The 12,686-nt window shown below is 67.5% G+C and carries 10 protein-coding genes; 5 read left to right on the top strand and 5 right to left on the bottom strand.

Translation table 11 applies throughout. The features are described 5' to 3' along the window. Position 1: 1 nt before the first annotated feature. Positions 2–3,532 carry a chromosome segregation protein SMC gene (gene smc, locus BAU06_RS18640; RefSeq protein WP_066353414.1) on the bottom strand — a complete coding sequence of 1,177 codons (3,531 nt, stop codon included), beginning with the start codon at positions 3,530–3,532 and terminating at the stop codon, positions 2–4. Between the two features lie 383 nt (positions 3,533–3,915). Between smc and lplT the strand changes: the two genes are divergently transcribed. Then, entirely contained in the window at positions 3,916–5,232 is a 1,317-nt protein-coding gene (lplT, locus tag BAU06_RS18645) for a lysophospholipid transporter LplT (protein ID WP_066353418.1), read from the top strand. Between the two features lie 127 nt (positions 5,233–5,359). Here lplT and BAU06_RS18650 read toward each other — a convergent pair whose 3' ends face one another. Both BAU06_RS18650 and tsaB read right to left on the bottom strand, forming a co-directional pair. Further along, positions 5,360–6,421 carry a uracil-DNA glycosylase gene (locus tag BAU06_RS18650; protein ID WP_231933907.1) on the bottom strand — a complete coding sequence of 354 codons (1,062 nt, stop codon included), beginning with the start codon at positions 6,419–6,421 and terminating at the stop codon, positions 5,360–5,362. Next, the gene (gene tsaB / locus BAU06_RS27115; RefSeq protein ID WP_231933908.1) at positions 6,414–7,853 is read right to left on the bottom strand and encodes a tRNA (adenosine(37)-N6)-threonylcarbamoyltransferase complex dimerization subunit type 1 TsaB; all 1,440 of its coding nucleotides are present in this window, start codon (positions 7,851–7,853) and stop codon (positions 6,414–6,416) included. Before tsaB ends, BAU06_RS18650 begins: the two co-directional genes overlap by 8 nt. A gap of 131 nt (positions 7,854–7,984) precedes the next feature. Here tsaB and risA point away from each other — a divergent pair, with 131 nt between their 5' ends. Genes risA through BAU06_RS18675 form a run of 4 tightly spaced genes read left to right on the top strand, consistent with a single transcriptional unit; the run spans position 7,985 to position 11,319 of the window. Beyond that, on the top strand, positions 7,985–8,719 hold the full coding sequence (risA, locus tag BAU06_RS18660) for a response regulator transcription factor RisA (protein ID WP_066353430.1): 735 nt from the start codon (positions 7,985–7,987) through the stop codon (positions 8,717–8,719). Positions 8,720–8,753: 34 nt separating this feature from the next. Further along, positions 8,754–10,145, top strand: coding sequence for a sensor histidine kinase RisS (gene risS / locus BAU06_RS18665; protein ID WP_066353434.1), 1,392 nt, complete (start codon positions 8,754–8,756; stop codon positions 10,143–10,145). Positions 10,146–10,197: 52 nt separating this feature from the next. Next, on the top strand, positions 10,198–10,746 hold the full coding sequence (locus BAU06_RS18670) for a peroxiredoxin (protein WP_066353435.1): 549 nt from the start codon (positions 10,198–10,200) through the stop codon (positions 10,744–10,746). A 54-nt stretch (positions 10,747–10,800) separates the two neighbouring features. Beyond that, positions 10,801–11,319, top strand: coding sequence for a carboxymuconolactone decarboxylase family protein (locus BAU06_RS18675; protein WP_066353436.1), 519 nt, complete (start codon positions 10,801–10,803; stop codon positions 11,317–11,319). A 166-nt stretch (positions 11,320–11,485) separates the two neighbouring features. On the opposite strand, the gene ispF is transcribed toward BAU06_RS18675, so the two are convergent. Together ispF and ispD are read right to left on the bottom strand one after the other, a co-directional pair. Beyond that, a complete protein-coding gene (gene ispF, locus BAU06_RS18680; RefSeq protein ID WP_066353438.1) occupies positions 11,486–11,989 on the bottom strand; it encodes a 2-C-methyl-D-erythritol 2,4-cyclodiphosphate synthase in 504 nt (167 codons plus the stop codon). Next, positions 11,986–12,669 carry a 2-C-methyl-D-erythritol 4-phosphate cytidylyltransferase gene (gene ispD / locus BAU06_RS18685; protein WP_066353440.1) on the bottom strand — a complete coding sequence of 228 codons (684 nt, stop codon included), beginning with the start codon at positions 12,667–12,669 and terminating at the stop codon, positions 11,986–11,988. The genes ispF and ispD overlap by 4 nt, the downstream gene beginning before the upstream one ends. Between the last annotated feature and the right edge of the window lie 17 nt (positions 12,670–12,686).

The following is a 12,686-nucleotide window of genomic DNA, read 5'->3' on the forward strand; positions in this document are numbered from 1 at the left end:
TTTATGCGGCTTCGGCCGCGAGCTGAACCGCCGAATCGATATCCACGGCCACGATGCGGGACACGCCCTGTTCCTGCATCGTAACGCCGACCAATTGCTTTGCCATCTGCATGGCGATCTTGTTGTGCGAAATAAAAAGGAATTGGGTCTGTTCGCTCATGGCGCTGACCAGATTGGCGTAGCGCTCGGTATTCGCGTCGTCCAGCGGCGCATCGACTTCGTCCAGCAGGCAGAACGGCGCGGGATTCAATTTGAACAGCGCGAACACCAGGGCCGTCGCGGTCAGCGCCTTTTCCCCGCCGGACAGCAGGTGGATGGTGCTGTTGCGCTTGCCGGGCGGTTGCGCCATGACCTGCACGCCCGCGTCCAGGATTTCGTCGCCGGTCATCATGAGCTTGGCCTCGCCGCCGCCGAACAGCTTGGGGAACAGCTCGCCGAAATGCCCGTTGACGGTGTTGAAGGTCTCCTGCAGCAGTTCGCGGGTTTCGCGGTCGATCTTGCGGATGGCGTCTTCCAGGGTTTCGATGGCCGTCATCAGGTCCGTCTGCTGCGAATCCAGGAATTGCTTGCGCTCGCGCGAGGTGGTCAGTTCGTCCAGCGCCGCCAGGTTCACCGAGCCCAGGCTGTCGATCTGCCGCGAAATGCGCGTGACCTCGGACTGCAGCCAACTGGCGCGGCGCCATTCTTCCGGCATGGATTCCAGCGACTGCGCGAGCGCCTGGCGGTCGACTTCGTGGCCGTTCAGCTGTTCGCTGAACTGCTCTTCGGCCAGGCGCGCGGCCTGCTCCTGCAACTGCAGCTCCATGATGCGCGCGCGCCGCGGTTCCAGCGACTGTTCCAGGCGTACCCGGTCTTCGTCGGCGCCCCGCAACTGGGCGGCCAGGTTGTCCATTTCGATACGCGCGCGCGCCAGGGCTTCCTCGCGCTCGGCGCGCAGCTCCAGCGCGTCTTGCAAGCCCGCCTGCGACGCGGATGCATCCAGTTCGAACAGCTCGCCCTGCAATTGCTCGAGTTCGGCGCGGGCGCGCTGGCTCTGGTCGGCCGCCAACTGCTGGTTGCGGCGCAAATCCTGGATGCGCGCCTCGATGCCGCGTTGCGCGAATTCGGATTCGTGCACCGCGCGCTCGAGTTCGCGCAACCGGGCGCGCGCCGCCTCGGCCTGCTCGGAAAGGGTCTCGCCCTCGATCTCGGCATCGGCGAAACGCGACTGGTGTTCCGCCAGTTCCTGGTCCAGCGTTTCGAAGCGCACCTCGGCATCCTCGCGTGCCGCGCGCAGCTCTTCTTCCTGGGCGTTGATCTCGGCCAGGTCCTCGCGCAGGCGCGCACCGCGTTCGCCCGATTGTTCCGCCTGCTGCTGCAGGCGGGAATACTCCAGTTGGATGTCATGCACCCGGCGGGTGACTTCCGCCACGCGCTGGCGGGCGGGGACCAGGGCCTGCGACACCTGCTGCCAGGCTGCCTCGCTGCGGGCGACCGCCGCGCGTCCCTGATCGGCGATGAGCTGCTGCGCCTTCAGTTCGCGCTGCAGGTTTTCGATTTCCTGCTGCCGGGCCAGCATGCCGGCCTGTTCCGAATCGGCGGCGTAGAAGCGCACGCTGTGGGCGTCGACCAGATGGCCGTCCTTCACCACATAGGCGCCGCCCGGCGGCAGCGAAGCCCGCCCCGCCAGCGCCTGCGCCAGGCTGTCGCTGACGTAGACGTCGCGCAGCCAGTCGTTCATCAGGGTGCGCAGATCGGCATCGGCGATGCGCAGCAGGCCGGTCAGGGGCTGCAGGCCGCTCGCCGCGGCCGGCGCGGGCGCCGCGACGGGCAATTGGTAGAAGGCCAGGCGCGCCGGCGGCGCATCGTCGGCGAAGGCCTTGGCCCAATCCAGGCTGCGCACTTCCAGCGCGGCCATGCGTTCACGCAGGGCCGCTTCCAGCGCCGTTTCCCAACCCGCCTCGATATGCAGCTTTTGCCACAGCCGCGACAGGCCGGCCAGCTCGTGCTTGGCCAGCCAGGGTTCCAGCGCGCCCTGCTTCTGCACGTCTTCCTGGAGCTTGGAGAGGGCCGCCAGCCGCGCTTCCAGCCGGGCCAGCGTCTGCGCCTCTTGCTGGACGGCCGCCTGCGCGCGGCTGCGCTCGGCGTCGGCTTCCGGCAGGCGCGCTTCCAGCGCGGCAAGTTCTTCCTGCGCGGCGTCCAGCTGCTCCTGGCCGGAGGCCAGCGCGCCGGCGAGTTCCTCGAGCCGCGCGGGATCCGGCGTTTGCAGTTCGCGCATTTCCTGCTGCAGCCGCTCGCGTCGCTGTTCCAGCGCCTGCAATTGCCGGTCGGCGTCGCGCTGGCTCTGGGCGACCAGCGCCAGGTCCTGCTCGACCCGCGCCAGCGCGCTGCGCATCGCGTCGCGCCCCTGGGCCGCATCGCGGACCTTGGCCTCTATGCCCGGCAGGGCCGCCTGGGCGTCCTCGGCCATCGCGCGCGCTTCCTGCGCGCGCTCGGCGCCCGCGGCCAGGTCTTCCTCGGCCTGGGCGATCTGTTCGGTGCAGTGCGTCTGCTGGCTATCCCATTCCTCGATCTGGCGGGTCAGTTGCTCGCGGCGCGCCTGCACCCGGTTGCGCGATTCCACCACGTGACGGATCTCGGCTTCCAGGCGGCTGACCTGGGCGTTGGCTTCGTATAGCTGGCCCTGGGCGGTGTGGACGAGATCGCTGGCGGCATAGTGGGCCTGGCGGCGCGATTCCAGCGCGGCTTCGCCCGCGCGCAGCTCGGCGATGGCGGCTTCCAGCTCGTTCTGCGCCCGTTCGATTTCCTGGGTTTTCTTTTCGCGCTCCTGGCGCGCGCCGGTTTCCTTCAGGAACCACAGCGCGTGCTGCTTGCGCTCGCCGTCGGCCTGCAGCTCGCGGTACTCGCGCGCCACTTCGGCCTGGGCCTCCAGCTTTTCCAGCTGACTGTTGAGCTCGCGCAGGATGTCCTCGACCCGGGTCAGGTTCTCGCGGGTGTCGGACAGGCGGTTCTCGGTCTCGCGGCGGCGCTCCTTGTAGCGCGATACGCCGGCGGCTTCCTCCAGGAAAACGCGCAGTTCCTCTGGCCGGGCCTCGATCAGGCGGTTGATCATGCCCTGGCCGATGATGGCGTAGCCGCGCGCCCCCAGGCCGGTGCCCAGGAAGATGTCATGGATGTCGCGGCGGCGCACCTGCTGGTTATTGACGAAATAGCTGCTGGTGCCGTCCCGCGTCAGGACGCGCCGCACCGCGATTTCCGCATAGGTGCTCCATTGCCCGGCGGCGCGGCCTTCGGTGTTGTCGAAGACCATTTCCACCGAGGCGCGGGCCGCCGGCTTGCGGTTGCCCGACCCGTTGAAGATCACGTCCTGCATGGATTCGCCACGCAGCTCGGAAGCCTTGGCCTCGCCCAGGACCCAGCGTACGGCATCGATAATGTTCGATTTGCCGCAGCCATTGGGCCCGACCACGCCGACCAACTGGCTGGGGACCGGAATGACGGTGGGATCGACGAACGATTTGAAGCCGGCGAGTTTTATCTGGGTAAGACGCACAGTATCTGATTAACGGACCGGAAAGTTGAAGGACGCGTGTGAACGGACCTGCCGCGCATTGCAAATCGGCCCCGCAGGGCCGATGCTGACGAGCCGGGTCGAAGACCGGCTTTTTTCGGGCCCTATGATACCCCACCGCCCGCTTCTCCCGCAGCGGCGGCGCCCCGCCGCCGCGCACCTGGCCGGCCCGGGCCGGCGGGGCCGGCCATGACGCATTGCGCCATCGCGGCCCGCCGCGGCGGCGAAGGCGGCGCCCTCAACGCCCCGCCCCCAGGGCGGACGCTATACTCGCTGACACTTTTAATTTTATTTATTTGGCGCGGGCCTATTCATACCGCGGCCGCTGCCGGATACTGACCGGCAACGTGAATGGGGACTACTCTTTGAAACGCGGCTTCTTTCTGGTCATGGCGGCGCAGGCCCTTTCCTCGCTGGCGGACAATGCGCTATTCATCGCGGCGATTGCCCTCATCCAGGAACTGCGCGGTCCTGATTGGATGGCGCCCATCATGAAGTGGTCCTTCGCGCTGGCCTACGTGCTGCTGGCGGCCTTCGTCGGCGCCATCGCGGACTCCTATGCCAAGGGCCGCGTCATGTTCGCCACCAATGCGCTGAAAGTAGGCGGCTGCCTGCTGATGTTCTCCTATGCCAGCCTGGGGATCGCGCCGGTCCACCAAACCTACCTGGTCTGTCTGGCCTATGCCATGGTGGGTGTCGGCGCGGCCGCCTATTCGCCCGCCAAATACGGCATCGTCACCGAGATGCTGCCCCCCGAGCTGCTGGTCAAGGGCAACAGCTGGATCGAAGGGCTGACGGTGATCTCCATCATCCTCGGCACGGTGCTGGGCGGCGCCTTGATCTCGCCGGAGATCTCGCACGCCATCCTGCACCACCCGCTCAGCAGCAAACTGGTCCACACGCCCGCCGAAGCGGCCATCCTGGTCATCGCGGGGGTGTATCTGCTGGCCGCCGCCTGCAATCTGCTGATACCCAATACGCACGTACGCTACCCGCCGCAGCAGAAGAACCCCATCCGCCTGATCTCGACGTTCGGCGGCTACGTCCGCGTGCTCTGGAAAGACAAGCTGGGCCAGATCTCGCTGGCCGTCACCACGCTGTTCTGGGGCGCCGGCGCCACCCTGCAACTGATCGTCATCGAATGGGGGCGCAGCCAGCTGGGCTACCGGCTGGACCAGGCGTCCATCCTGATGGGCATCGCGGCGGTGGGCACCGTCATCGGCTCCATCCTGGCCGGGCGCATCCCCTTGCGCAAGGCGCTCAGCGTGCTGCCGGTCGGCGCCGGCATGGGCCTGGTCGTGCTGCTGATGCCGCTGGTGCACGCCACCTGGAGCGTCTATATGCTGCTGCTCGTCGTCGGCGGGCTGGCCGGCTTCTTCGTCGTGCCGATGAATGCGCTGCTGCAGCATCGCGGGCACGTCCTGCTGTCCGCCGGCCATTCCATCGCGGTACAGAACTTCAACGAGCAGCTCAACATCCTGCTCATGGTGGCCGTCTATACGCTGCTGTTGTGGCTGAACCTGCCCATCGGCCTGATCATCGTGATTTTCGGCTCCATCGTCGCCATCCTGATGCTTATCTTCATGCGCTGGAGCCGCCGCAACATGCAGGAGCGTCCGGAACTGATAGGGCAGATCGGCCAGGAAGGCCACGGCAAGGCGCTGGAAGGCCAGGCCCACTAGGCCCGGCCGCAGCTGCCGGGCCGAATGCAGGCGCTGGGCCGGACCGCGGCGCCCGGGTCCCGGCGCAGTGGCTGTCCGGCGGCTCGCGCGCCGCGGCTGTCCGGTCGCGCGCAAGCGCCGGACGCCGCTACAGCGTGGCGGCCAGCCGCAGATCCTCCCAGGCGCGCGCTTTTTCGCCCGGGCTGCGCAATAGATACGCGGGGTGGTAGCTGACCACCATGGGAATGTCCCCATGGTCGGTTTTCAGGCTGTGCACGCGGCCCCGCAGGCTGCCGATGGCGGCGTCGGTTTCCAGCAGCGTCTGCGCGGCGAAGCGGCCCAGCACCAGGATGCGCTCCGGCTTCAGCAGCGCGATCTGGCGCATCAGGTAAGGACGGCACGCGGCGATTTCCTCCGGCTTGGGATTCCGGTTGCCCGGCGGCCGGCACTTGATCACGTTCGCGATATAGGCATTGTGCTCACGGCTCATGCCGACCGACGCCAGCATGGCGTCCAGCAACTGGCCGGAGCGGCCGACGAAGGGCAGCCCCTGCCGGTCTTCCTGTTCGCCGGGGGCTTCGCCGATCACCATCCAGCGCGCCTGTTCCGCCCCCATCCCGAAGACGGCCTGGCGGCGCGCCCGGCACAGTCCGCATGCCTGGCATGCGAGCACCTGTTCCCGCAAGGCGGGCAGATCCAGCATGGCCAGCGATTCGGCGGTGGGCGGCGCCTGCGTGGCCGGCTCGTCCGAGGCCGCGCGGGCGCCCGATGCCGCCGGCCGCGGGCGCGGTCCAGACGGTTGGGGCCGCGCCTGCGACCCTTTGCCCGCCCCTGGCGCGGGGCCGCCGGGCGTGGTCGAGCCGGCTGCGCCCGGCGGGCCGGGAGTGTGTCCAGGCTGAGGCGCCGCGGCGGCTTCGCTGGAATGCCCGGCTTGCCGCGCCGCGGCGGCTTCGCCCGGTTGCCCGGCCACGGCCCCGGCCGCTCCCCCGGCGTCCGTCCCGGCCTGCGCCTTTTCCCGCGGCAAGACGGACGGCGGCGCGCCGGCCCCGGCTTCGGCGGGGGCCCGTACCGGCGCGGCCCGCGCCGGGGCGTCCGGCCGCGCACCGTCCTGGCGCAGCCATATTTTTTCCATGCCGATCTCGCGCAGCCATGCACGCTGCAGCGGATTCAGCGCCACGGACCTGGGCGCGCCGGTCATCGCGTCAGCCATGGCGGCCCCCGTCCAGCGGCACCGGCTTCTGCATGACCAGGGCATCCTCGCGGCGGCCTCGACCCGCGGGGTAATAACCCCGGCGCACGCCTACGCGCAGAAAGCCATGGTGCTCATAGAACGCGACCGCGCCCGTGTTCGACGGGCGCACCTCCAGCAACACGCCGCCTATGCCGCGCTGGCGGGCGCGATCCACGCACCAGTCGATCAGCCTGGAGCCCAGGCCCTGGCGATGCAGGGTCTTGTCCACCGCCACCACCAGCAGGTGCGACACATCCGGCGCATGCATCAGAATGCAGAACCCCAGCATGCGGCCGGCCCGGCGCAGGACGCAAGTGTCGTAGCCAGCCGCCAGCGCGTCGGCGAAATTGCGGCGTGTCCAGGGAAAGGCCTGCACCGAGGCCTCGATGCGCTCCATGTCGTCAAGATCGAGCACCGTCATCGGCGCCATTTCCACCGGTACCGCATCCGCCGCGGCCGTTGCGGCGGCGGTCACGCGCGCGGCCGCCGCATCGCCATCGGCGCCGCGATCGGGTGCTGGCGCCTTGCGGGGATCGCCACCGGCCGGTACCGGCACCTCGCGATGGCCATCGCCCGCGGCTGCCGCCGGCTGGCCGTGCGCCGCGGCAGGCTGTATCGCGGCCGCGCCCAAGGCCGCAGCGGCCCTGGGATTGCCGCCCTGCCCGGCCTGGCGCTCGGCGGTCGTAAAGGCCACGCGGTCGCGCACGTACAAAGGCATGGCCTGTTCGGCAGGGACCGTTTCGCCACGCCGCCACGCCAGCAGGGCCAGGCGCGCGACGTCGCGGGCGTGCGGGCGCAGGGCATCGTAGCGGCTCCAATCGGCGTGCGGCGTCATCTGGCGCGCATAGGCGTCCCAGGCGTCGCCGGCCAGCACGGGAACCAGCGCCAGGCCGGTACGCGCGCGCCACTCGGCCAGCTGGTTCTCCACCCAGGGAACGGTCTCCGCCGCGGCGATCAGCAGCGGCGGCTGGAGCGTTTCCCAGGAGGTGCTGTCCACCGCGCCGTCTGTACGGCGGTACACCGCCAGGTAGACCTCTTCCATGCGGGCATCCAGCGCGACCACGATGGCCTGGTCCGGGCGCGCCGGAACCTGCGCCGCAACCGCCAGGTGGGAGACGACCGGCACGACCGGCAGGTCATGCGCCATGGCGATGCCCTGGGCTACCCCGCACGCGACGCGCAGCCCGGTGAAACCGCCGGGCCCCTGGCCGAAGGCGACCGCCTGGATGTCCCCGGCCTGGAGGCCGGCATCGCGCAACAGATCGCGCGCCATCGGCAGCAGGCGTTCCGCATGTTCCTGCGCCCCTTCGTGCTCCAGCGTGGCGATGACAGGCCCGCCCGGACGGTCGCGCAGCAGCGCGACGCTGCAGCGGGAGGACGAGGTTTCAAGCGCCAGCAGGGTCGAGTTCATGGAGCGGAATTGTACGTAATACCAAAGACTTGCCCTCGGTTGTAAGGGGGATTTCAACCATCCTGTCCAATGTGTAATATCTTGTGAACGACCACTAGCCGGTCATTCCGGCCACTGTTACATTTCCGGCCATGAATACGCAAAACACCACTCCGACGCGCAAAGTCCTCGTTGTCGACGACGATCCCCGCCTCCGCGACCTGCTGCGGCGGTATCTTTCGGAACAGGGCTTCAATGTCTTCGTCGCCGAAGACGCCAAGGAAATGGGCAAGCTCTGGCAACGGGAGCATTTCGATCTTCTCGTGCTGGACCTGATGCTTCCCGGCGAGGACGGCCTGTCGATCTGCCGCCGCCTGCGGGGTGGGCACGACAATACCCCTATTATCATGCTGACGGCCAAGGCCGAGGAAATCGACCGCATCGTCGGCCTGGAAATGGGCGCGGACGACTACCTGTCCAAGCCCTTCAATCCGCGTGAACTGCTGGCGCGCATCAATGCCATCCTGCGCCGCTGCGGCACGGAAGAGCATCCCGGCGCCCCCAGCCAGGAAAACGAATCCATCGCCTTCGGTCCTTATGTGCTGAACCTGTCCACGCGCACGCTGACGCGCAACAACGAACAGGTGCCCATCACCACGGGCGAGTTCTCGGTGCTGAAGGTATTCGCCCGCCATCCCAAGATTCCCCTGTCGCGGGACAAGCTGATGGAATTGGCACGCGGCCGCGAATACGAAGCTTTCGACCGCAGCCTGGACGTGCAGATCTCCCGTCTGCGCAAACTGATCGAACCGAACCCCTCCAAACCGGTATTCATTCAAACGGTCTGGGGACTGGGCTACGTCTTTGTGCCGGACGGTGGCAGCTGAAGCCTGATCGTTCCCGGGGCAGGAACGCCGCAACATGCTCCGCTTTCGCAGCGCCCTCAAATCCATGACGTCGCGGATACGTCTGGGGCTGTTCGGCCGTACGTTCCTGCTTTTGGCCACGCTCATGCTGGTCAGCCTGGGCGCCTGGTTGCAGGTCTTCTTCAGCATGGAGCTGGGCCCGCGCGCCAACCAGATGGCGCAACGCGTCATCACGGCGGTCAACATCACCCGTACCGCCCTGGTCTACTCGCAGGCGGATGAACGCAGCAAACTCTTGCTGGACCTGGCCACCAACGAGGGCATCCAGGTCTATCCCCGGGAACTCACCGACTTCGCCGAACCGCTGCCCAACGACGATTATTGGCAGCGGGTGGCCGACCACATCCGGGGCCGTTTCGGTCCGGAAACCCAGATCGCCTGGGGGGTCAACCAGGTGCCGGGATTCTGGGTCAGTTTCCAGATCGACCACGATCTGTACTGGCTGGTGTTCGAACGCGAACAGATCGGCCTGACCGGCGGCATCGAATGGCTGGGCTGGGGCGCGACGGCCCTGCTGCTCTCCCTGGTGGGCGCGGCAGTCAGCGTCGGATTCGTGAACCGGCCGCTGTCCCGCTTGGCCCGCGCCGCGCAGGTGCTGTCGCGCGGCGAGACGCCGGCGCCCCTGCCGGAGAACGGCCCCCTGGAGATCCGCGATCTGAATGCCTCTTTCAACCGCATGGCCAAGGACATCCGGCAGACGGAGGCGGACCGCGAACTGATGCTGGCGGGCATCTCGCACGACCTGCGTACCCCCTTGGCGCGCATGCGGCTGGAAATCGAAATGAGCGGCGTCTCCGAAGATGCCCGGCAGGCGATCGACGACGACCTGGCCCAGATCGACCACAGTATCGGCCAGTTGATGGAATACGCACGGCCCGCCGGCACCCTGCCCCAAATGGCAACGGATGTGTCAAGCGTACTGGGCGAGCTCCTGGACCGCGAGCGCAGCCACACGGCCTCCACCGGCGGTGAAATCGAAGCCTTCATCACGCCGGGCCTGCGCGCCCGCATCACCGCGCTGGACCTGAAGCGCATCGTCAGCAACCTGCTGGAAAACGCCCGCCGCTATGGCCGCTCGGGTGACGGCCAGGCCCATCTGTACATGGGCGTGCAATCCGAGGGCAATATCATCGCCATCGAAGTCTCGGACCGGGGCCCCGGAATTGCGGCGGACGACGTCGACCGGCTGCTGCGGCCCTTTTCCCGTGGCGAGGCGGCGCGTACCGGCGTAAGCGGGGCGGGCCTGGGTCTGGCTATTGTCGAGCGCCTGTTGAAGCACGTCGGCGGAACCCTGAAAATGCTGCCTCGTCCCGGGGGCGGACTGACGGCGCGGATAGAATTACCCAAAGCCCGACTTAGGAATTATCAATTAGACAGTGAAACTTAATAGCGTAAAATTTAACGTCTAAGTTTCATCACCCAAACAGCAAGGAGTCCACATGAAAACTGTTGGCGACAAACTCGAGCCTTTCAAGGTTGCCGGCGTCAAGCCCGGCTTCAACCACCACGAAGAAAACGGCGTCTCCGCCTTCGAGGACATCACCGAAAGCTCGTTCCCTGGCAAGTGGAAGGTGATCTACTTCTACCCGAAGGACTTCACCTTCGTGTGCCCGACCGAAATCGTCGGTTTCAACAGCCTGGCCAAGGAATTCGAAGACCGCGACGCCGTCCTGCTGGGCGGTTCCACGGACAACGAATTCGTCAAGCTGGCCTGGCGCCGTGAGCACCCCGACCTGAACAAGCTCGGCCACTACCAGTTCGGCGACACCACCGGCGCCCTGGTCGACCAGCTGGGCGTGCGCGAAAAGTCCGCCGGCGTTGCGCTGCGCGCGACCTTCATCGTCGATCCGGACAATGTCATCCAACACGTTTCCGTGAACAACCTGAACGTGGGCCGCAGCCCTGAAGAAATCCTGCGCCTGCTCGACGGCCTGCAAACCGACGAACTGTGCCCCTGCAACCGCAAGGTGGGCGGCGACACGCTGTAATACCCCCAGCCCGGCTCGCCGGGCTTTCGTTGCTTCACGCTATAGGTAAAAACTATGGACTTTATCCAAACCATTAAGGACGCAGTGCCGGACTGGGCGAAGGATATCCGGCTGAACCTGGACGGCGTGATCGCGCGCTCCAGCCTGCCCGCGGAAGACGCGGTCGGCGCGGCGTTGGCGGCGGCTTTCGCCTCGCGCAGCCCGATGCTGATCGAGGCCTTCAAGAAGGGCTTGTCCGACACCGACGCCAACGCCGCGCTCACCGCCGCGGCGCTGATGGGCATGAACAACGTCTGGTATCCGTATGTCGAGATGGCCGACGATGCCCAGTTGAAGAGCCTGCCGGCCCAGCTGCGCATGAACGCCTACGCCAGCAGCGGTGGCGTGGACAAGAAGCGCTTCGAGCTGTTCGCCTTGTCCGCATCCATCGTGGGCAAATGCCACTTCTGCGTGCAATCCCACTACGCCTTGCTGAAGAAGGAAGGCTATACGGTGGAACAGCTGCGTGACGTCGGCCGTATCGCGTCGGTGGTCAACGCCGCGGCGCTGGTGCTGACCGCGCAAGGCAAGTAAGGCCCACGGCGCATGGCCGCGGCCGGCCATACGCCGGAGCGGAACATCGGAGCGATACGCCGCGGCAAATACGCCCTGGCAATGTGCCGGGGCGGTCTGCCGGCGCACGGCGGCGAAGCGCCAGGCTGCCAGGACCGCTCGAAAAAGGCGCGCCGGCCCGGACGCCCTAGGCGGCGTCCGGGGCGCCGGCCCGTGCCAGCATCGCCGCCACCGTGGCGGCGATGCCCTCTTTACGGCCCAGGTAGCCCAGGCCTTCGTTGGTCTTGGCCTTGATGTTGACCGCGCTTTCCTCCACGCCCAGATCGGCCGCGACATTGCGGACCATGGCCGGCGCGTGGGGACCGATTTTCGGCGCCTGCGCATGCACGGTGGCATCGATGTTGACGACCACCCATCCCGCGGCCCGTACCTTGGCCATGGCTTCGCGCAACAGCACGCGGCTGTCGGCGCCGCGATAGGTGGGGTCGGTATCGGGAAAATGGCGGCCGATGTCGCCGAGCGCGGCGGCGCCGAGCACGGCGTCGGTAATGGCATGAAGCAGGACGTCCGCATCGGAATGCCCCTGCAGCCCATGCGTATGCGGAATCGTCACGCCGCCGATGATCAGGGGGCGGCCCTGAACGAGCGCATGCACGTCGTAACCCTGGCCAATACGGAAGGGAACACTCACAGCCATTTCTCCATCAAGGCAAAGTCTTCGGGCCAGGTCACCTTGAAATTACGCATGACGCCCGGCACCAGCAATGGCGCGTGCCCGGCGGCCTCGATGGCCGATGCTTCGTCGGTGACATCGAAACCGCGTTCGGCGGCATCGCGCAGCGCCGAATCCAGCAATCCGGCGCGGAACATCTGTGGGGTCTGCGCCAACCACAGTTCCTGGCGGTCCACGGTGCGCACGACGCGCGCCGCGCCCGCCTTCACGGTATCGCGCACGGGCAGCGCCAGCAGCCCGCCCACGGCATCATCAAGGCACGCGTCGATCAGGCGCGCCAGCGCCTCGGCGGGCAGGCCAGGGCGCGCGGCATCGTGAACCAACACCCAATCGTCCGGCGCGGCCCCGCTATCGGCCAGCGCATTGGCCACGGTCTGCGCGCGGGTCGCCCCGCCACAGGGGCGCCATACCGTGCGCGGCAGGCCGGCGACCGCTTCCCGCACCCAGGTATCGCCGGGCGACACCGCGACACGCACTTCACGGACGCGCGGATCGGACAACAGCGCAAGCACCGAATGCCGCAGCATGGGCAGCCCGGCAAGCGGGCGGTACTGCTTGGGGATCCCGTCGCCACCCGCCGCCAGGGCGCGGGCGCCGACCCCTGCGGCGGGAACGAGCGCGATAAGAGAGGCAGACATAAGCAGGAGATTTTATA

The sequence above is a fragment of the Bordetella bronchialis genome, from assembly GCF_001676705.1.
GTDB lineage: Bacteria > Pseudomonadota > Gammaproteobacteria > Burkholderiales > Burkholderiaceae_B > Bordetella_C > Bordetella_C bronchialis.